The following is a 19,497-nucleotide window of genomic DNA, read 5'->3' on the forward strand; positions in this document are numbered from 1 at the left end:
GTACCGGTAAACGTTGAGATTGTAGCGGATTAGCCGGGCAGTTCGTAACGTGGAATTCCCGCCCCCGCCGTCGGGGTCGCGCCCTCGCGTACCGCGCAGATGCGCTGAGCGAATGCCTCGCGCGGCGCGGCAACAAAACCGTCCTCGTACGCAACCACCCGCAGGCGGCCGCGCACCGCGTCCAGCAACTCGCCAGGAGCGAGCAGGAACGCGGGATTGGACGGTTTGCCGACCGTTTCGTTTCCTTGCGCGAAGGTTTCGTAGATCAGCACGCCGCCCGGCGCCAATGCGTCAAGCAGATGGGGCCAGAGCGGACGATGCAGATAATGGGTGACAATCACGGCCGAGAACGACTGCTCGGCCGGCAGCGGCCATGGCGCGCCCTCGAGATCGGCTTCGCGCACGTCGACACCAGGAATCGCGCGCAATACGGCGAGCGCGGCCGGGTCACGGTCGACTGCAACGACCGGATGCCCGCGCGACGCGAACCAGCGTGCGTGGCGGCCGCCGCCCGCAGCGACGTCGAGCACCGCGCCGCCTGCCGGAACGAGCCCGGACCACCGGGCGACCCAGCGCGACGGCTCGGTCTGGGCGACGTGGCCGCCCGCGGCGGCAATGACAGGTTCGCGCATGCCGCCAGCTCAGGTATACGACAGGCCCATCGCGTCGCGCACGTCGCGCATCGTCTCGACCGCGTGCTTGCGCGCCTTGTCGCAGCCGTCCGCGACGATCGCACGCAGCAGCGACGGATCGTCCATGTACTTCTGCGCGCGCTCGAGCATCGGTTGCTGTTCGCGCAGGATCCCTTCGACGACCGGCTGCTTGCAGTCGAGGCAGCCGATGCCCGCCGAGCGGCAGCCCTTCTGCACCCAGTCGTGCGTCGTTTCGTCGGTATAGACCTGATGGAGCTGCCACACCGGGCACTTGTCGGGGTCGCCCGGATCGGTGCGGCGCACGCGCGCCGGATCGGTCGGCATCGTGCGGACCTTTTTCGTGATCGTCTCCGCGTCTTCGCGCAGGCCGATCGTGTTGCCGTACGACTTCGACATCTTCTGGCCGTCGAGGCCCGGCATCCGGGACGCTTCGGTCAGCAGTGCCTGCGGCTCGACCAGGATGATCTTGCGCGCGCCCTCGAGGTACCCGAACAGGCGTTCGCGGTCGCTCATCGACAGGCTCTGCGATTCGTGCAGCATCGCGCGCGCCTGTTCGAGCGCCTCGTCGTCGCCCTCCTGTTGGTATGCATTGCGCAGTTCGTGATAGAGCTTCGCGCGCTTGCCGCCGAGCTTCTTCGCGGCTTCGAGCGCCTTCTCCTCGAAGCCCGGCTCGCGGCCGTACAGGTAGTTGAAGCGGCGCGCGATCTCGCGCGTCATCTCGACGTGCGGCACCTGGTCTTCACCGACCGGCACGAGCGAGCCGCGATACAGCAGGATGTCGGCCGCCATCAGCACCGGGTAGCCGAGGAACCCATAGGTCGACAGATCCTTGTCCTTCAGCTTCTCCATCTGCTCCTTGTAGGTCGGCACGCGCTCGAGCCAGCCGAGCGGCGTGCTCATGCCCAGCAGCAGCGCGAGCTCTGCATGCTCGGGCACCTTGCTCTGGATGAACAGCGTCGCCTGCGCCGGATCGATGCCGGACGCGAGCCAGTCGATCAGCACGTCCCACACGTTCTTCTCGATGACCTCGGGCGTTTCATAGTGCGTCGTCAGCGCATGCCAGTCGACCACGCAGAAGAAACACGGGTACTCGGACTGCAGCTTCACCCAGTTTTTCAGCACGCCGTGGTAGTGGCCGAGGTGCAGCGACCCGGTGGGTCGCATGCCGGAGAAAATACGATCTGGGAACATGATTGTCGTTAGAAAAGCGAGGCGAATGGAGACAGGATGGCACTCAGGATGCCGGCGGCGGCGTTCACGAGCGGACGCAGCCAGAAGTTCGTCAGCACGCCCGTCGCGACCAGCACGAGGACGATGATGAAACCGTACGGCTCGATGCGCGACAGCGCGATCGATTGCTTCGGCGGCAGCAGCGCCGCCAGTATGCGGCCGCCGTCGAGCGGCGGCAGCGGGAACAGGTTCAGCACGCCGAGCACGAGGTTGGCGCTGACGCCGGCGTACGCCATCCGCGTGAAGAACGGTTCGTCGATACCGGTCGCTGCAAGCACGACGCTCAGCACGCCCCAGATCAGCGCCTGCACGAAATTGCAGGCGGGGCCCGCGAGCGACACCCACAGGCTGCCCCAGCGCGGATCGCGCAGGTTTCGGAACGATACCGGCACCGGCTTCGCATAGCCGAACAGGAAAGCGCCGCCGGTCAGGAAATACATCGCGAGCGGGATCGCGATCGTGCCGATCGGATCGATGTGGCGCATCGGGTTGAACGACACGCGCCCCATCATGTAGGCGGTGTTGTCGCCGAGCAGGCGCGCGGCGTAGCCGTGCGCGGCCTCGTGCAGCGTGATCGCGAAGATCACGGGCAGCGCGTAGACGGCGATGGTCTGTATCAGGGAAGCATCCATATCGCGTTATTGTAACAAGCGCATTCGCGCAAAAAATGAACGGCGCGCTTACGCGGCCGAGAGGCCGAACGGTTGGAGTGCACCGCGCCCCGCGCGCACGAGTTGTGGCTCGTCGCCCGTCAGGTCTATCACCGTCGACGGCTCGCGCGGGCACGCGCCACCGTCGATCACGAGATCGACCTGCTTCTCGAGCCGCGCGCGAATGTCCTCGGGGTCGTTGAGCGGCTCGTCGTCGGGCGGCAGGATCAGCGTCGTACCGAGCAGCGGCTGGCCGAGCGACTCGAGCAGCGCGAGCGTGATCGCGTGATCGGGCACACGCAGCCCGATCGTCTTGCGCGAAGGGTGCGACAGCCGGCGCGGCACTTCCTTCGTCGCCTGCAGGATGAATACGTACGGGCCCGGCGTCACCGACTTGATCTGCCGGTACTGGCGGTTGTCCACCATCGCGAAATTGGCCAGCTCCGACAGGTCGCGCACGAGCAGCGACAGGTGCTGCTTCTCGTCGAGGCCGCGGATGCGGCGCACCCGCTCGACCGCATCCTTGTCGTCGAGATGGCACGCGAGCGCATAGCTCGAATCGGTCGGTATCGCGATGACGCCGCCCTTGTTGACGATCTCCGCAGCCTGATTGATCAGGCGCGGCTGCGGATTATCCGGATGAATCCTGAAGAACTGGGACATGGGGGTACGTAAAGAGGGAAAAGTCGGATGCGCGCGTCGACGGCAACACGAACGGCGGACGGCCGGTTCGGGTCAGAGCCAGCGCACCCAGACCGGTTTCAGGTCGGGCGGCAACGGCGGCAGGCTGCCGAGCTCGATACGGCCCTCACCCGGCGCATGAAAATCCGAGCCGCGCGACACTTCGAAGCCGAAGCGGCGCGCGACGTCCGCGTATTCGCGGTACTGGTCGGGCGTGTGGCTGCCCGTGATGACCTCGATCGCGCGGCCGCCGAGATCGATGAATTCGCCGAAGAATGCGTCGAATTCGACCGGCGTATAGCGGTAGCGGCCCGGGTGCGCGACCACGGCCTCGCCGCCCGCGGCACGGATCCATGCAACCGCGTCGGGCAGCGTCGCCCAGCGGTGCGGAACGAAACCCGGCTTGCCGTCGCCGAGCAGGCGGTCGAACACGTCGGAGGTCGATGCGGCGTGGCCGTTCTCGACGAGAAAGCGCGCGAAGTGGGTGCGCGAGATCAGGTCGGGATTCGATACGTACTTCAGCGCGCCTTCGTACGCGCCCGAAATGCCGAGCGTCTCGAGCTGCGCGGCGATCGCCTGCGCACGCGCGGCACGGCCGTGGCGCGTGCGATAAAGGCCGTCGACGAGCGTCGGGCTCGAAGGATCGATGTTCAGCCCGACGATGTGCACGGTGCGCGACGCCCACGTGACCGAAATCTCGACGCCGCTCAGGTAACGCATACCGAGTGCTTCCGCCTCGCTTCGCGCCGCCGCCTGGCCGCCGATTTCGTCGTGGTCGGTCAGCGCCCACAGGGTCACGCCGCCGGCATGGGCGCGGCGCGCGACGTCGGCAGGCGACAGCAACCCGTCGGAAACATTCGAATGGCAGTGGAGATCAGCGTTCATTGTCGGTATGGCAGGTGAAGCTTCATTCTACTGCAACGCGACAATTCCGCCGCCCGCCTGCCCCGCCGCCGCCGCCGCCGGCCTATGCGCAGAACGCCTCGATCAGCGCCGCGATCTGCTCGGGCTGGTCGTGATGGACCATGTGACCGGCATCTTCGACGAGCTTTTCGCGCCAGTCCGGGAACGCGCTGAAGCGGGCCTTGAACTCCGGCAACGGGATGTCGCCGGCAAGGTACGCGAGCGTCGGCGAATTGACGGCCTCGACGTGCAGCACCTTCGCGCGCACCTTCGTCCAGACGGCCATCACCTCGTCGAGGCGGTACAGCATCGGACCCGCCATCTTGTGCGCCGGGTCCGCCAGCAGGTGATACAGGCCGTCGTCGCCACGCTTCGACCAGTGAGCGGCGAGAAACGAGGCCCGACGCGGATCGAGCCGCGGATTGGTCTTGGTCAGCCGGGCCGCGACCTCGTCGAGCGACGCGTACGGGCGCAGCACCGGCGGCTCGCGCAGTTCGTCGAGCCAGCCGCGCAGACGGCGCGGCGCCTGCTCGGCTCGCGCCGGCGCAAGCCCGAACCCTTCGAGATCGACCACGCGCCGCACCCGCTCCGGCCGTGCACCCGCGTACAGGCACACGACGTTCGCCCCCATGCTGTGCCCGACCAGGTTGACTTCGCCGGTCGGCGCATAGTGGTCCAGAAGCGCGTCGAGATCGCCCAGGTACTCGTGAAACCAGTAATGGCCGCCACCCTGCCGCGCGACCGGCCAGTCGGACAGGCCGAAGCCGCGCGCATCCGGCGCGATCACCTGCCAGTCGCCGGCGAGCGCGTCGACGACGAACTGAAACGATGCCGCGACGTCCATCCAGCCGTGCAGCATGAAGAGCGTAGGCGCGTCAGGCCGGCCCCAGCGCCGCACATGCAGCCGGACGCCGCGGACCGTGACGAAGTCGGAAACAGAACTCGAGGCATTCATTGCAGCCGCCCAAAAAAAGAATGGTCGTTCGATTATAGCGGCGACGCCTTTGTTCCGGCACTCGGCAGTGGAGGCGGGTCTCTAGCGGCAACGCACCCAAGGCGCGATGAAGCGGTGGCCGGCGCCGACGATTGCCGTCGGGCGCGCCGGCGGCCCACGCTAGTCCGCAGCCTTCCCGGCTCCCGCGTCCGCGCCATCCTGCGCGGCGAGTTCGTCCAGTTCCGCCTGCTCGAATCCCGCGGTACGGCGCGCGTCGAAATTGAACGGACCACGCAGCCGCGGCGCATGGTATTGCGCGGCGAGCTCGCGGTAAGCCGGTACCGGATCGCGCCCCGCCTCGTCGCACAGGTGCCGGAACCAGCGGTTCCCGATCGCGACATGGCCGATTTCGTCGCGCAGGATCACATCGAGAATCGCCGCCGATGCATCGTCGCCCGCCTGCACGAGCCGCGCGCGGATGGGCGGCGACGCGTCGAGTCCACGCGCCTCGAGCGTGCGCGGCACGAGCGCCATGCGCGCGAGCACGTCGGCCTTGGTCCGTTCGCACATGTCCCACAGTCCGTTGTGGGCGGGAAAGTCGCCGTACCCGTGTCCGAACGCGGCAAGCCGATCGGACAGCAGCGTGAAGTGATAGGCCTCCTCGGCCGCGACCTTCAGCCAGTCCGCATAAAAAGCGTCCGGCAACCCGCGAAAGCGCCACACCGCGTCGAGCGCGAGGTTGATCGCGTTGAATTCGATATGGGCGAGCGCGTGCAGCAACACCGCGCGCCCGGCTGGCGAGCGCATGCTGCGCCGCTCAAGCTGGCGCGGCTCGACGAGCGGCGGGCACGCCGGACGCCCGGGCAGCCCGGCCGGCTCGCTCAGGTCGAGCAACGGCGAGATCGCGGCCCGTCCGGCCAGCAATGAGTCGTACAGCGCGCGTACCTGCGCGGCCTTCGCGGCAGGCTCGGACATCTGCAGCGCATCGAGCGCAAAGCGGCGCATGCAGGCCGGCACGGCAGCAGCAGAAGAAGACTCCATGTTCATCAGACCGGGACACCGCCCGCCCGCATCGCGGGAGCGCACGCGCGCGACGGTTTACAATATGCGTTTGTGCCGCGACGCAACGCGCCGGGCACGCCAGACGCGCCATTGTACCGGCGCCCATCATCGAAGAGACCAGGAGACTCCGTGACGATCTACAAACTGGGCGATACGGCCCCGACGATCCACGAAAGCGTGTTCGTCGCCGATACGGCGGCCATCATCGGCAAGGTCGTGCTCGAGGAGAATGCGAGCGTATGGTTCGGCGCGACGATTCGCGGCGACAACGAGACGATTACCGTCGGCGTCGGCAGCAACGTCCAGGAAGGCGCGGTACTGCATACGGACCCCGGCTTTCCCCTGACGATTGCCGAAAACGTGACGATCGGGCACCAGGCGATGCTGCACGGGTGCACGATCGGCGAGGGTTCGCTGATCGGCATTCAGGCAGTGGTCTTGAATGGAGCGGTAATCGGCCGCAACTGTCTGGTAGGTGCCGGCGCGGTCGTGACGGAAGGCAAGACGTTCCCGGACAATTCGCTGATTCTCGGCGCACCGGCGAAAGTCGTACGCGAGCTGTCGGCAGACGACATCGCGCGGCTGCGCGCAAATGCGAAAACGTACGTCGAGCGGCGTGCGCATTTCAAGGAGCAACTCGTGCGGATCGGGTGATTCGCACGGATTTCAAGGAAGAAGAGTGAGCGACCAGTTACAGAAATTCATGTTCAATTCGGCACCGGTGCGCGGCGAGATCGTTTCGCTGCGCAACACGTGGCAAGAGGTGCTCGCGCGCCGCGACTACCCTGCCCCGGTGCGCACCGTGCTCGGCGAGATGATGGCCGCGTGCGCGCTGCTGTCCGCGAACCTGAAATTTCACGGCACCCTGATCATGCAGATCTTCGGCGACGGGCCGGTCCAGATGCTGGTCGTCCAGTGCAGTTCGGATCTGTCGATACGGGCCACGGCCAAGTTCGCCGGCGACTCGGCCCAGACGATCGGCGACGACACGAGCTTCGCGTCGCTCGTCAACGCGAGCGGCCACGGCCGTTGCGTGATCACGCTCGACCCGGCCGACAAGCTGCCGGGCCAGCAACCCTACCAGGGCATCGTCCCGCTGAACGGCGTCGACGGTCCGCACGAATCGGTTTCCCAGGTGCTCGAGCATTACATGCACCACTCGGAGCAGCTCGACACACGGCTGTGGCTTGCAGCCGATCGCGATCGCGCGGTCGGCATGCTGCTGCAGAAGCTGCCGGGCGACGGCGGCATCGTGCCGCGCAACGCCGAGACGGACGCCGACACGTGGGAGCGTGTCTGCACGCTCGGCGGCACGCTGTCCGCGAAGGAACTGCTCGAGGTCGAACCCGAAGTCGTGTTCCGGCGGCTGTTCTGGCAGGAAAACGTGCAGCACTTCGAGCCGACCGGTGCACGCTTCCAGTGCTCGTGCTCGCGCGAGAAGGTCGGCGCGATGCTGCGCATGCTCGGCCGCGACGAAGTCGACAGCGTGATCGTCGAGCGCGGCCACGTCGAAATCCACTGCGAGTTCTGCAACCAGCGCTACGAGTTCGACCCGGTCGACGTCGCGCAGTTGTTCGCCGCACCGGAGCTCGCAACCGGCATCACGCCCGCGACCGAGCAGCGTCACTGACGCGCGCCCGCGCCTGCGATGCGGGTGCGGGTGCGGGTGCGGGTGCGGGTGCGGGTGCGAGTGCGGGCGCATAATGACGCACAAGCGTCGCACGCACGGCTCAGGCGCCGCAGGCCCGGCCTTCGGTGCAAGCCGCTTCCCGCCGTCGGCGGGCTGCTGGAGAGATACATGGATTACCCGTTCCGCTCCGTCGTCCTGACCGCTGTCGTCGCCGGCACGCTCGCGCTCGCCGGCTGCGCGGTCCAGCCCACGTCCACTATCCTGAGCCGCCTGCCCGAACCGGGCGCATCGGGTGGCCAACCGCCCGCGTTGTCGAGCGCCGAGCGCAAACGCTACGACGAGATCGACAAGCAGGTGCTGCGCGAACAGAGCAATGCAATGGCGGCCGAGGCGGCCGCACGCGCGTGGGCGTATTACTCGCCGCCGCCCGTGACGATCTATGGCGGCTATTACGGCGGATGGGGAAACCGGTGGGGAACCGGCATCGGCTACGGTTACGGCTATCCGGGCTGGTGGTGGTAATGCTTCGCCGGGTCGATTGACGACTGCCGGGAAATAAAAAAGCGCGGTATTTCCCGCGCTTTTTCAATGATTCGGACTGCTTCGCTCAGTGATGAGCGGCCTTGCCCTTCTCGCCGTGATGCCGCGACGATCTCGCCATCGGCTGAGGGTTCGGCACGACGCGCACGGGCGCCGCAGATACGTCCGCGCGTATCGAGGTGCTTGCCGGCGCATTGTTCAGCGGGCCGGCCGGTGCATTCGGCGACACGAACTGCACGAATACTTCGCCGTCCTTGACCATGCCCATCTCGTAGCGCGCACGCTCCTCGATAGCCGCGGTGCCGCTTTGCAGATCCTGCACTTCGCCGGCGATCCGCTCGTTGCGCAACTTCTCGTCCGCATTCTTCTGGAGCTGATCGTCAAGCTGCTGACGCAATTCGTGCACCCGCAGCCAGCCGCCGTGTCCCCACCATAGGGGGTACTGAATGAGCGCCAGCAAGGCAATCAGGACGACAGTGACAAGCCGCATGTAAGAAACGCAGATATAAGAAGCGCCGCTCCGCGCGACATGCACAGAGCGGCGTCGAGATGACGAACCCGATAGTAGCGCGTTAGCGCAGGTTATAGAAAGCCGATTTGCCCGGGTAGCTCGCGATATCGCCGAGATCTTCCTCGATGCGCAGCAGCTGGTTGTACTTCGAGATGCGGTCGCTGCGCGACAGCGAACCCGTCTTGATCTGACCGGCATTCAGGCCGACCGCGATGTCCGCGATCGTCGAATCTTCCGTTTCGCCCGAGCGGTGCGAGATCACGGCCGTGTAGCCCGCGCGCTTCGCCATCTCGATGGCCGCGAACGTTTCGGTCAGCGTGCCGATCTGGTTGATCTTGATCAGGATCGAGTTGGCGATGCCCTTCTCGATGCCTTCCTTCAGGATGCGCGTGTTCGTGACGAACAGGTCGTCGCCGACCAGTTGCACCTTCTTGCCGAGGCGATCGGTCAGCAGCTTCCAGCCGTCCCAGTCACTTTCGTGCATGCCGTCTTCGATCGACACGATCGGGAACTTGTCGGCGAGCGTGGCGAGGTAGTCGGTGAATTCGGCCGACGACAGCTGCAGGCCTTCACCCGCGAGCTGGTATTTGCCGTCGTGGTAGAACTCGGAAGCTGCGCAGTCGAGCGCGAGCAGCACGTCTTCGCCCGCACGGTAGCCAGCCTTCTCGATCGCCTGCAGGATCGTCGACAGGCACTCGTCGTTGCTGCCGAAGTTCGGTGCGAAACCGCCTTCGTCGCCGACTGCGGTGCTCATGCCGCGGTCGCTCAGGATCTTCTTCAGCGCATGGAACACTTCCGCGCCGCAACGCAGTGCTTCACGGAACGTCGGCTGGCTGACCGGAACGATCATGAATTCCTGGATGTCGAGGCTGTTGTTCGCGTGCGCGCCGCCGTTGACGATGTTCATCATCGGCACCGGCAGTTGCATCGCACCCGAACCGCCGAAGTAGCGGTACAGCGGCAGGCCTGCCTCTTCGGCAGCAGCCTTCGCGACGGCCATCGACACGGCCAGCATCGCATTCGCGCCGAGACGCGACTTGTTGTCGGTGCCGTCCAGCTCGAGCAGCGTCTTGTCGAGGAACGCCTGTTCCGACGCGTCGAGGCCCATGATGGCTTCGGAGATTTCGGTGTTGATGTGCTCGACTGCCTTCAGCACACCCTTGCCGTTGTACCGGCCGGCTTCGCCGTCGCGCAGTTCGATGGCTTCACGCGAGCCTGTGGACGCACCCGACGGGACCGCCGCGCGGCCCATCGTGCCCGATTCGAGCAGCACGTCGCATTCGACGGTGGGGTTGCCGCGCGAATCCAGAATCTCGCGGCCGATGATATCTACGATTGCACTCATGGGTTTCCTCTGAGAATGACGATGGATTCTTCAAACTGCGACGGCGCGCACACAGGAAGCGCTTTCGCTACAGACGTGCGAAGCCGCCGCAAGGTTCATTCGATCTTTAGTTGAAATCGTTTTCCAGGAACGGATTGCGCTTCACCGCCTGGTCGAGCGTGACGAGGGTCTCCAGCAACGCGCTCATCCGGTTCAGCGGTACCGCGTTTGGGCCGTCCGACTTCGCTTCGGCCGGATTCGGGTGCGTCTCCATGAACAGGCCCGCGACGCCCGTCGCGACCGCAGCACGTGCGAGCACCGGCACGAATTCGCGCTGGCCACCCGAGCTCGTGCCCTGCCCGCCCGGCAACTGCACCGAATGGGTCGCATCGAACACGACCGGCGCGCTCGTCTCGCGCATGATCGCGAGCGAACGCATGTCGGACACGAGGTTGTTGTAGCCGAACGAAACGCCGCGCTCGCACGCCATGAAGCGGTCTTCCGACAGACCGGCGTCACGCGCTGCGTCGCGCGCCTTGTCGATCACGTTCTTCATGTCGTGCGGCGCGAGGAACTGGCCCTTCTTGATGTTGACGGGCTTGCCCGAGCGCGCGCACGCATGGATGAAGTCGGTCTGGCGGCACAGGAACGCGGGCGTCTGCAGCACGTCGACGACCGACGCGACCTGCTCGATCTCGTCGATCGAGTGCACGTCGGTCAGCACCGGCAGGCCGAGCTGGCGCTTCACCTCGCCGAGGATCCGCAGACCCTCGTCCATTCCGAGGCCGCGAAACGACTTGCCCGAGCTGCGATTCGCCTTGTCGTAAGACGACTTGTAGATGAACGGAACGTTCAGCTTCTCGCAGATTTCCTTCAGGCGGCCGGCCGTGTCGATCGTCATTTGCTCAGATTCGACGACGCAGGTACCCGCGATCAGGAAGAAAGGCTGGTCGAGACCGACCTCGAAATCGCACAGCTTCATGCTTTCACTCCGCGCGCCTGCTTGTTGGCAAGCGCAGCTTCGACGAACGACTTGAACAGAGGATGGCCATCACGCGGCGTGGACGTGAATTCCGGGTGGAACTGGACGCCGACGAACCATGGATGCACCGAACGCGGCAGTTCCATCATTTCCGGCAGGTCCTCGCTCGGGGTACGGGCGCTGATGATAAGGCCGCCGGCTTCGAGCTGGGGCACGAAGCGGTTATTGACTTCATAACGGTGGCGATGGCGCTCGTTCACGTCCTTGCCATAGATCTCTTCGGCCATCGTGCCCGGCTTGATCGGGCAGCGTTGCGAGCCGAGGCGCATCGTGCCACCGAGATCGGATTCCTCGGTGCGCGTCTCGACCTTGCCGTCGCGGTCGTACCACTCGGTGATCAGCGCGACCACGCGTTCCGGCGTTTCCGGATCGAATTCCGTGCTGTTCGCCTGCTTCAGGCCGACGACGTCGCGTGCGAATTCGATCACCGCGAGCTGCATGCCGAGACAGATGCCGAGGTACGGCACCTTCGCTTCACGCGCATAGCGGATCGCGGCGATCTTGCCTTCCGTGCCGCGACGGCCGAAACCGCCCGGCACCAGCACGGCGTCGAGATGCTTCAGGCTGTCGACACCGTTCGCCTCGATCTCTTCCGAGTCGATGTACTCGATGTTGACCTTGGTCGCCGTGTGCAGCGACGCGTGACGCAGCGCTTCGATCAGCGACTTGTACGACTCGGTCAGATCGACGTACTTGCCGACCATGCCGATCGTCACTTCGTGCTTCGGGTTCTCGAGCTTCTCGACGAGTTCCGCCCACATGCTCAGGTCGGCGTCCTTCGGCGACAGCTTCAGTTCGTCGCAGATGATCCGGTCGAGGCCCTGATCGTGCAGCATCTGCGGGATCTTGTAGATGCTGTCGGCGTCCCACACCGAGATCACGGCGTCTTCGGGCACGTTCGAGAACATCGAGATCTTCTTCGATTCGTCGTCGGGGATGCGGCGGTCCGCGCGGCACAGCAGCACGTGCGGCAGGATGCCGATCTCGCGCAGCTTCTGCACGCTGTGCTGGGTCGGTTTCGTCTTCAGTTCGCCGGCCGTCGCGACGTACGGCACGAGCGTCAGGTGCACGAAGCACGCGCTGTTGCGGCCGAGGCGCAGGCTCATCTGGCGGGCGGCTTCGAGGAACGGCAGCGACTCGATGTCGCCGACCGTGCCGCCGATCTCGACGATCGCGACGTCCGGTTCGCCGCAGGTGGCCGATGCCGCCCCGCGCTCGATGAACGCCTGGATTTCGTTCGTGATGTGCGGAATCACCTGCACGGTCTTGCCGAGATAGTCGCCGCGGCGCTCCTTGCGGATCACCGATTCGTAGATCTGGCCGGTCGTGAAGTTGTTGGCCTTGCGCATCTTCGTGCTGATGAAGCGCTCGTAGTGGCCGAGGTCGAGGTCAGTCTCCGCCCCATCTTCCGTCACGAACACTTCGCCGTGCTGAAACGGACTCATCGTGCCGGGGTCGACGTTGATGTAGGGATCGAGTTTGAGGAGGGTGACTTTCAGACCGCGCGATTCGAGGATCGCGGCGAGAGAGGCGGCGGCAATACCCTTGCCGAGGGAAGAAACTACGCCGCCGGTGACGAAAACATATTTGGTCATCGCTGGATGCTCGCGGGAAAAACGGATTATACCGTAAAGCCCGCCCTTCTCTCAGCAATTGACGCGATGATCCCGCCCCTTCGCGCGGCGCCGCACCGGCCGTGCGCGGCCGGGCGAACCGGCCGGCCGGTCGGTGCAACCGCACCCGCGAGCCCGGTGCGCCGGCCGATGCGTCAGGCGCTCTTCGCGAGCGCCATGCTGTCGCGCGGCAGGCCGCCCTCTTCCGCTTTCAGCGAATTCAGCATCCGCTGCAATGCGCGGGCCGTCTCGATCGGCCGCTCCATCGGGAACAGGTGGCTGCCCTCGAGCCATTCGATGCGCCCGCGTGCCGCGCGGCGCGTCGCATCGAGTCCGACCTGGCGCACTTCGCGCGAGCGCGTCCCGGCAAGAAAGCCGAGCGGCACCGGCGAGCCGTGCGCGAGCCGCGGGCCGAGCGTGTGCGGCAACGTCCGGTAGATCAGGTATTCGATCTGCCGGTCGAAGGCGAGCGCGCGTTCGCCGTCGGCGCCCGCCTGCGGAATGCCGTGATCGATGTAGTCGGACAGCATCCGTTCGTCCCAGCGGGCGAACGCCGGCTTGTCGTGAAAGTGCCGCCACACTTCATCGCGGCTGACCCAGCGCGTGCGCCGGTTGCGGGTCGCCGCGGCCGGCGACAGCCGCTCGTCGAGCCCCGCCCACTGGCTCGCACGCAGCGCGCCGGAGCGCCAGCCCGCGATGATCGGGGAATCGATCATCACCACGCCGCGCACCCATTGCGGCTTTTTCAGCGCGGCCATCAGCGACAGGTAACCGCCGAGCGAATGGCCGACGAGCCACACCGGACGCTCGTAGCGGCTGCCGATGTCGTCGAGCAGTTGCTCGACGAGATGCGGCCAGTCGCGCGTCACCGGGTAGCGGCGATCGTGACCGATGCGCTCGATGTAGCGCAGTTCGTAGTCGTCGGCCAGTTCCGCGAAGATCGTCCGGTACGTCGATGCCGGAAAACCGTTCGCATGCGAGAAATGGAGGATGTCCTTCAAAAGCCGATGTCTCCTTTGTCGACGGGAGTGAGTGCTTCAGCACTTGCTTCCGTCCAATGCTTCGCGGCCGACCGGAGCGGGGGCTTCGGCACGTGCCCCGATCCCGTGCCTCGCATCCGGCCTCAGCTGTGCTTCGCCGCGCGGCACCACGTTCTTCCCTGCGTGAGCCGTCACCGATCCATCCAGTACCGCCGCTGCGCATCGCGATAACGCTCGAACACGAAGCTGCCGCCATCGGGCGCGACGTCGAACCGTACGGCCCCGTCGCGATCGGTACGCGGCAGCGGGATCCCGCGCGCTTCGTAGCGCGCCAGGACCGTCCGGTGCGGATGCCCGAAGCGATTGCGATAGCCTACAGGAAATACCGCGACGCGCGGCCCGACCGAATCGAGGAAAGGCTCGACCGACGACGTACGGCTGCCGTGGTGCGCAACGACGAGGATCTGCGCGGCCAGCGCGTCGCGCGCGTCGGCCACGAGCCGGCGTTCGGCGCTCGCCTCGATGTCGCCCGTCAGCAGCGCGGACGTGCCGCCCGCGTCGACGCGCAGCACGCACGACTGTCCGTTCGACCTGCCCGATCGCACCTCGCCCGGCGGCCAGAGCATCGTGAAGACGACACCGTCCCATATCCAGCGCTGCCCGGCCGCGCAACGCAGACGATCGGTCACGCCGGCCGCTTCCGCATCGCGCCACAGCCGGTGTTGCAATGCAATGCCGGCGAGCACCTGACGGACCTCGGTTGCCGCATAAACGGCCGCCGCGCCGCCCGTGTGATCGGCGTCCGCATGGCTGAGCACGAGCGAATCGATCGTGCGGATCGCGCGCGCCCGCAGCGCCGGCGCGACGATCCGCGTGCCGGCATGGGTCGACTCCGCCCCCGGCCCCGCATCGAACAGCAGGACCCGGCGCGCGGTCTCGACCAGCACCGACGCGCCCTGCCCGACATCGAACACGGTCAGCCGGAAGCCGCCCTGCGGCGGCACATCGGGTGCCGGTGCAACGAGGGGCAGCCAGGTGAGCGGCGCCGCCCAGCGCAGCGGCCAGCCGCGCGGCATCAGCGCCCAGGCCACGCCCACGCATGCAACCGCCAGCACCGGCCAGTCGGGCATGCGCAGCCAAAACACGCCTGCCGGCCAGTCGGCGAGGCGCCCGAGCAGCGCCATCATCGGTTCGAGCGCCGCGTGCGCGAGCCGGAACGCATACGCGTCGAGCGGTGCGGGCAGCCCGAGACCGGCCAGCACGATCGGTGTCACGACCGAGCTGACCCACGGAATCGCAAACGCATTGCCGACAGGGCCCGAGACCGACATCTGCGCGAACCACGCGGCCGTCAGCGGCGCGAGGCCGATCGTCACCGCGTACTGCACGCGCGTTGCCTCGGCGATACGGCGCATGGCGCGCGCGCCCCATGCCCTCAGCCGGCCCCGGCGACCGGTCGTTGCAGCGCCATCGATCATGCCGTCATCGCCATCGCCGCCGTCGAATTCGCGCCCCGCACGCCAACCCGCCAAAGCCATCAGGATCACTGCGACCGCACCGAACGACAGCCAGAATCCGGCCGACAGCACGGCCCATGGATCGGCAAGCAGCACGCCGCCGAGCGCCGCGCACAGCATCGCGGAGGTCGGCACGCTGCGCCCGGCGAGAAACGCAGCCGCAGCGGCCGCGATCATCCACCACGCGCGCTGCGCCGGCACGTTGAAACCGGCGAGCGCCGCGTAGCCCGCGGCGGCCGTCAGCGCCGCGACAGACGCCACGCAGGGTGCGGGCATCATGAGCGCCGCGGCTCGCCCCCGCCAGCGCAAGCGACGCCAGACCATCGACACGATCCCGCCCGCGATCGCGCCGACGAGCCCGACATGCAGGCCCGAGATCGCGACCAGATGGCTCGTGCCCGTACTGCGCAGCACGTGCCAGTCGTCGCCGCCGATGCCCGATTGATCTCCGACCGCGAGCGCGGTAACGATGCCGCGATGACGCGCATCGCTGCCCAGCACTGCGCCGATACGGGTACGCAGCGCGTCGCGCAGCCGATCGATCGATGCGTGCCACCCCGACGCGCGCGCATCGAGCAACGCCGAGCGCTGCGGCGCCACGACGTAGCCGATCGCACGAATGCCGGCGGCCAGCCATGCCGCTTCGCTGTCGCGCACGCCGGGATTGGCCTCGGCATGCGGACGCTTCAATCGCACGACCAGGCGCCAGCGCTGCGCGGCGCGCAACGCTGGCATCGCATCGCGTGCCGCCGGCGGGCCCCACGACAACCGGATCAGCGGCGGGAAACGGGGTAGCCCCGCATCGTTCGATTCAACCGCGAACAGCAGCCGCGCGCCCGTGTCGTCGATCACCGGCAACCCGCGGATGACGCCCGTGACGACGATATCGCGCCCTTCCCGCTCGACGGGAAGGCTATCGCGCAGCCGCCACTCGGCGCGTGCGGCTGCATAGCCGAAGCCGATCGCACACGCCGCGCTCGCGCAGAGCATCCAGCGCAGCGCGCTGGTCGCGCGTGTCCGACGGCGTCGCGCACACCATGCGAACGACGTGCCGCATACGACGACGAGCACGGCCGCGCCGGCCACCCAGGCGCCCGCGCCCGGCAACGCCGCCTGCCGCTGCAGCACGACGACGCCGAGCGCGAACGCGATCCACCACACGCGCATCGCGCCTCCTCGTCCATTCCGCGCCGTCGTTGCAAATCCGGCGCCTGCCGGCAACGATTATGCGGACGAAAGCGTGAGGCGCGGCAACGCGGCGAGCGCGTTAGCCGTTGTGGATAGGGACAGTGCGTGCGCGTCGATCCCGCGCAGTTCGGCAAGCACTTCGCCGATGCGCGGCACCTGGTCGGGCGCGTTGCGGGATTTGTACGCCCATTCGGGCGCGATGTCGGGCGCGTCCGTCTCGACGACGATCGATTCGACCGGCAATTGCGTCGCGAGCCGGCGAATCTGCAACGCGCGTGCGAAGGTCACGTTGCCGCCGAAGCCGAGATGCAGCCCTTGCGCGAGATACGCATCGGCCTGCTGGAAACTGCCGTTGAACGCATGCGCGATGCCGCGCCGCACGCCGAAGCGGCGCAGCCCGGCGAGCACGCGATCCTGCGACTTGCGCACGTGGCACAGCACCGGCAAGTCGAATTCGCGTGCGAGCTCGAGCTGCCCCTGATAGAAGAATTGCTGCCGGCCTTCGTCGAGCCCCGGCACGAAGTAGTCCAGGCCGATTTCGCCGATCGCGACGAAGCGCGGATCGTCGATGCTCGCCTCGATCTCCATGCGCAGCCGGTCAAGATCCGCGTCGCGCGCATGCGGCGTGAACATCGGATGAATACCGAGTGCATAAACCGCGCCCGGCGTGCGCTGCGCCAACTCGCGCACCGTCGTGAAATTGTCGCGCCCGACGCTCGGGATCACGATGCGCGACACGCCGGCCGCGCGCGCCGCCTGCGCGACCGCGTCGCGGTCGGCGTCGAATTCGGCGGCATCGAGATGGCAATGCGTATCGATCCACATGTCGGCTTTCCTGCGCCCGGGTTGCCGCGCCGGAACCAACCGGCAGCCCGACGCGGACGTTCGTTTACACCGGCAGCGCCGGCTCCTCGTACAGCACGCCGTCGCGCAGGCGCATGATGCGGTCGCAGCGCGCAGCGAGCTCGGGATCGTGCGTGACGATCACGAAGCTCGTTTCGAGCGTCTCGGACAATTCGAGCATCAGGTTGAACACCGTATCGGCCGTCCCGCCATCGAGGTTCCCGGTCGGTTCGTCGGCGAGTACGCACGCCGGCTTCGTCACCAGTGCGCGCGCGATCGCGACGCGCTGGCGTTCGCCGCCCGACAGCTCGCCCGGCCGGTGTTTCGCACGCGGGCCGAGACCGACCCGCTCGAGCATCGCCTGTGCCTGCTCGCGCGCGTCCTCGGTGGTCATCCGGCGGATGCGCAGCGGCATCGCGACGTTGTCGAGCGCGGTGAATTCCGGCAGCAGGTGATGGAACTGGTAGACGAAGCCCAGCGCGCGATTGCGCAGTTCGTTGCGCTCGCGCTCGGCGAGCTGCGTAAACGGCTTGCCGAGCAGCGACACCTCGCCCGCGCTCGGCTCGTCGAGGCCGCCCAGCACGTGCAGCAGCGTGCTCTTGCCCGAACCGGATGCACCCACGACCGCGAGCTTCTCGCCGCGCCGCACCGTCAGCTCGGTGTTGTTGAGCACCTGCACATTGAAGCCGCCCTGCACGAAGGCCTTCGTGATCCCGCGCGCCTGAAGCACGTATTCCTGCATACCTGCCGAATCCTGTCTGATGGGTTGTCGTGAATCCGCGAATGCGGTCGCGCGGTCATTCATAGCGGAGCGCCTCCGCCGGCTTCACCTTCGCGCCGCGCCAGCTCGGATAGAGCGTCGCGACGGCCGACAGCGCGAACGCGATGAGGCCGATCCTGATCACGTCGCTCGCGACGAGCTCGGACGGCAGCTCGCTGATGAAGTACACCGACGGCGGCAGGAACTGCACGCCGAACAGATGTTCGATCATCGGGATCAGCCACGGAATGCTCCACGCGATCAGGCAGCCGAGCGCGACGCCCGTCGCGGTGCCGACGAAGCCGATCGTCACGCCCTGCACGACGAAGATCTTCATGATCGAGCCCGGCTGCGCGCCGAGCGTGCGCAGGATCGCGATGTCGGCCTGCTTGTTGGTCACGGTCATCACGAGCGACGACACGAGGTTGAATGCGGCCACCGCGATGATCAGCGTGAGGATGATGAACATCATCCGCTTCTCGATCTGCACGGCCGAGAACCACGTCTTGTTCTGCTGGGTCCAGTCGCGGATATACAGGCTGCCCGACAGCGTATGCGACAGCTCGACCGCGACCTGCGGCGCCTTCTGCATGTCGGTGAGCCTCAGCCGCACGCCGGTCGGCGCCGTCATCCGGAACAGCGCCTCCGCGTCGCGGATGTTGATCATCGCGAGCGTGCTGTCGTATTCGTAGTGGCCCGACTCGAACACGCCGACAACCGTGAACTGCTTGAGCCGCGGCATCATCCCGGCCGGCGTGATCGTGCCTTCGGGCGCGACGAGCGTGACCTTGTCGCCGACCGTCACGCCGAGATTGCCGGCGAGCGCGTCGCCCAGCACGATGCCGAACTGGCCGGGTACGAGCGCGCTCAACTGGCCCGCCTTCATGTCCTTGCCGATGTCCGACACCTGCGGCTCGAGCGACGGCTCGACGCCGCGCAGCATCACGCCGCTCACCGCGTCCTGGCGCGTGAGCAGCGCCTGCGCGTCGACGTACGGCGCCGCGCCGATCACCTGCGGATTGCGGCGCGCTTCCTGCGCGGTCAGTTGCCAGTCGGGCATCGAGCCGGTCGGCGAGAATACCTCGACGTGCGCGAGCACCGACAGCATGCGGTCGCGCACTTCCTTCTGGAAGCCGTTCATCACCGACAGCACGACGATCAGCGCCGCGACGCCGAGCGCGATCCCGAGCATCGAAACGAGGGCGATGAAGGAAATGAAGCCGTTGCCGGTCGTGCGTTTGCCGGCGCGCGTGTAGCGCCAGCCGATCTGCCATTCGTACGGAAGTTTCAAGCGAATCCTTTCTGCTGGTTACGGCGGGGAGGCGGCCCGCGGCGGACCGCCATCCGGCGGCGCCCCGCCGGCCGGGCGCGGTCGAAAAAACGGTCGCCGGACGCAATCGGGCCGTCAGCCGGCCCGATCACGCGCGCAGTTTGCC

The 19,497-nt window shown here is 66.9% G+C and carries 19 protein-coding genes; 3 read left to right on the forward strand and 16 right to left on the reverse strand.

What is annotated here, in order from left to right:
- Nucleotides 1-29: 29 nt before the first annotated feature.
- The 7 genes from DIE13_RS22635 to DIE13_RS22665 all read right to left on the reverse strand — a co-directional run bounded on the left by DIE13_RS22635 (nucleotide 30) and on the right by DIE13_RS22665 (nucleotide 6,098).
- A complete protein-coding gene (locus DIE13_RS22635; protein ID WP_124829369.1) occupies nucleotides 30-632 on the reverse strand; it encodes a class I SAM-dependent methyltransferase in 603 nt (200 codons plus the stop codon).
- A gap of 9 nt (nucleotides 633-641) precedes the next feature.
- The gene (locus tag DIE13_RS22640; protein ID WP_124829370.1) at nucleotides 642-1,844 is read right to left on the reverse strand and encodes a tryptophan--tRNA ligase; all 1,203 of its coding nucleotides are present in this window, start codon (nucleotides 1,842-1,844) and stop codon (nucleotides 642-644) included.
- An 8-nt stretch (nucleotides 1,845-1,852) separates the two neighbouring features.
- Entirely contained in the window at nucleotides 1,853-2,515 is a 663-nt protein-coding gene (locus DIE13_RS22645) for a site-2 protease family protein (protein WP_124829371.1), read from the reverse strand.
- Between the two features lie 48 nt (nucleotides 2,516-2,563).
- On the reverse strand, nucleotides 2,564-3,196 hold the full coding sequence (locus tag DIE13_RS22650) for an L-threonylcarbamoyladenylate synthase (RefSeq protein WP_124829372.1): 633 nt from the start codon (nucleotides 3,194-3,196) through the stop codon (nucleotides 2,564-2,566).
- 72 nt (nucleotides 3,197-3,268) lie between these two features.
- A complete protein-coding gene (locus tag DIE13_RS22655) occupies nucleotides 3,269-4,099 on the reverse strand; it encodes a 3',5'-nucleoside bisphosphate phosphatase (RefSeq protein WP_124829373.1) in 831 nt (276 codons plus the stop codon).
- Nucleotides 4,100-4,181: 82 nt separating this feature from the next.
- A complete protein-coding gene (locus tag DIE13_RS22660) occupies nucleotides 4,182-5,072 on the reverse strand; it encodes an alpha/beta fold hydrolase (RefSeq protein ID WP_124829374.1) in 891 nt (296 codons plus the stop codon).
- Nucleotides 5,073-5,231: 159 nt separating this feature from the next.
- Nucleotides 5,232-6,098, reverse strand: a complete 867-nt coding sequence (locus DIE13_RS22665) for a ferritin-like domain-containing protein (protein ID WP_124829375.1) — start codon at nucleotides 6,096-6,098, stop codon at nucleotides 5,232-5,234.
- Between the two features lie 144 nt (nucleotides 6,099-6,242).
- On the opposite strand from DIE13_RS22665, the gene DIE13_RS22670 reads away from it, so the two are divergent.
- The 3 genes from DIE13_RS22670 (at nucleotide 6,243) to DIE13_RS22685 (ending at nucleotide 8,265) form a co-directional block, all read left to right on the forward strand.
- The gene (locus DIE13_RS22670) at nucleotides 6,243-6,767 is read left to right on the forward strand and encodes a gamma carbonic anhydrase family protein (RefSeq protein WP_096507258.1); all 525 of its coding nucleotides are present in this window, start codon (nucleotides 6,243-6,245) and stop codon (nucleotides 6,765-6,767) included.
- 25 nt (nucleotides 6,768-6,792) lie between these two features.
- Complete coding sequence (gene hslO, locus DIE13_RS22675; protein ID WP_124829376.1) at nucleotides 6,793-7,743, forward strand: Hsp33 family molecular chaperone HslO; 951 nt, start codon at nucleotides 6,793-6,795, stop codon at nucleotides 7,741-7,743.
- A 168-nt stretch (nucleotides 7,744-7,911) separates the two neighbouring features.
- On the forward strand, nucleotides 7,912-8,265 hold the full coding sequence (locus DIE13_RS22685; protein WP_124829377.1) for a hypothetical protein: 354 nt from the start codon (nucleotides 7,912-7,914) through the stop codon (nucleotides 8,263-8,265).
- An 85-nt stretch (nucleotides 8,266-8,350) separates the two neighbouring features.
- On the opposite strand, the gene ftsB is transcribed toward DIE13_RS22685, so the two are convergent.
- The 9 genes from ftsB to DIE13_RS22730 all read right to left on the reverse strand — a co-directional run bounded on the left by ftsB (nucleotide 8,351) and on the right by DIE13_RS22730 (nucleotide 19,352).
- Nucleotides 8,351-8,773, reverse strand: a complete 423-nt coding sequence (gene ftsB / locus DIE13_RS22690; protein ID WP_124829454.1) for a cell division protein FtsB — start codon at nucleotides 8,771-8,773, stop codon at nucleotides 8,351-8,353.
- Nucleotides 8,774-8,855: 82 nt separating this feature from the next.
- Complete coding sequence (gene eno / locus DIE13_RS22695; protein WP_006478406.1) at nucleotides 8,856-10,139, reverse strand: phosphopyruvate hydratase; 1,284 nt, start codon at nucleotides 10,137-10,139, stop codon at nucleotides 8,856-8,858.
- Between the two features lie 106 nt (nucleotides 10,140-10,245).
- Complete coding sequence (gene kdsA, locus DIE13_RS22700) at nucleotides 10,246-11,100, reverse strand: 3-deoxy-8-phosphooctulonate synthase (protein WP_124829378.1); 855 nt, start codon at nucleotides 11,098-11,100, stop codon at nucleotides 10,246-10,248.
- Nucleotides 11,097-12,755: a CTP synthase gene (locus tag DIE13_RS22705; protein ID WP_124829379.1), complete on the reverse strand. Its 1,659-nt coding sequence runs from the start codon at nucleotides 12,753-12,755 to the stop codon at nucleotides 11,097-11,099. The genes kdsA and DIE13_RS22705 overlap by 4 nt, the downstream gene beginning before the upstream one ends.
- A 173-nt stretch (nucleotides 12,756-12,928) precedes the next feature.
- The gene (locus DIE13_RS22710) at nucleotides 12,929-13,774 is read right to left on the reverse strand and encodes an alpha/beta fold hydrolase (RefSeq protein ID WP_124829380.1); all 846 of its coding nucleotides are present in this window, start codon (nucleotides 13,772-13,774) and stop codon (nucleotides 12,929-12,931) included.
- Between the two features lie 170 nt (nucleotides 13,775-13,944).
- Nucleotides 13,945-16,437, reverse strand: coding sequence for a DNA internalization-related competence protein ComEC/Rec2 (locus DIE13_RS22715; protein WP_124829381.1), 2,493 nt, complete (start codon nucleotides 16,435-16,437; stop codon nucleotides 13,945-13,947).
- 57 nt (nucleotides 16,438-16,494) lie between these two features.
- Nucleotides 16,495-17,283: a TatD family hydrolase gene (locus DIE13_RS22720; RefSeq protein WP_124829382.1), complete on the reverse strand. Its 789-nt coding sequence runs from the start codon at nucleotides 17,281-17,283 to the stop codon at nucleotides 16,495-16,497.
- Between the two features lie 64 nt (nucleotides 17,284-17,347).
- A complete protein-coding gene (gene lolD, locus DIE13_RS22725) occupies nucleotides 17,348-18,106 on the reverse strand; it encodes a lipoprotein-releasing ABC transporter ATP-binding protein LolD (RefSeq protein ID WP_390679623.1) in 759 nt (252 codons plus the stop codon).
- Nucleotides 18,099-19,352, reverse strand: coding sequence for a lipoprotein-releasing ABC transporter permease subunit (locus DIE13_RS22730; RefSeq protein ID WP_124829384.1), 1,254 nt, complete (start codon nucleotides 19,350-19,352; stop codon nucleotides 18,099-18,101). Before DIE13_RS22730 ends, lolD begins: the two co-directional genes overlap by 8 nt.
- Between the last annotated feature and the right edge of the window lie 145 nt (nucleotides 19,353-19,497).

Origin of the sequence: Burkholderia sp. Bp9016 (assembly GCF_003857765.1) — a bacterium.
Lineage (GTDB): Bacteria > Pseudomonadota > Gammaproteobacteria > Burkholderiales > Burkholderiaceae > Burkholderia.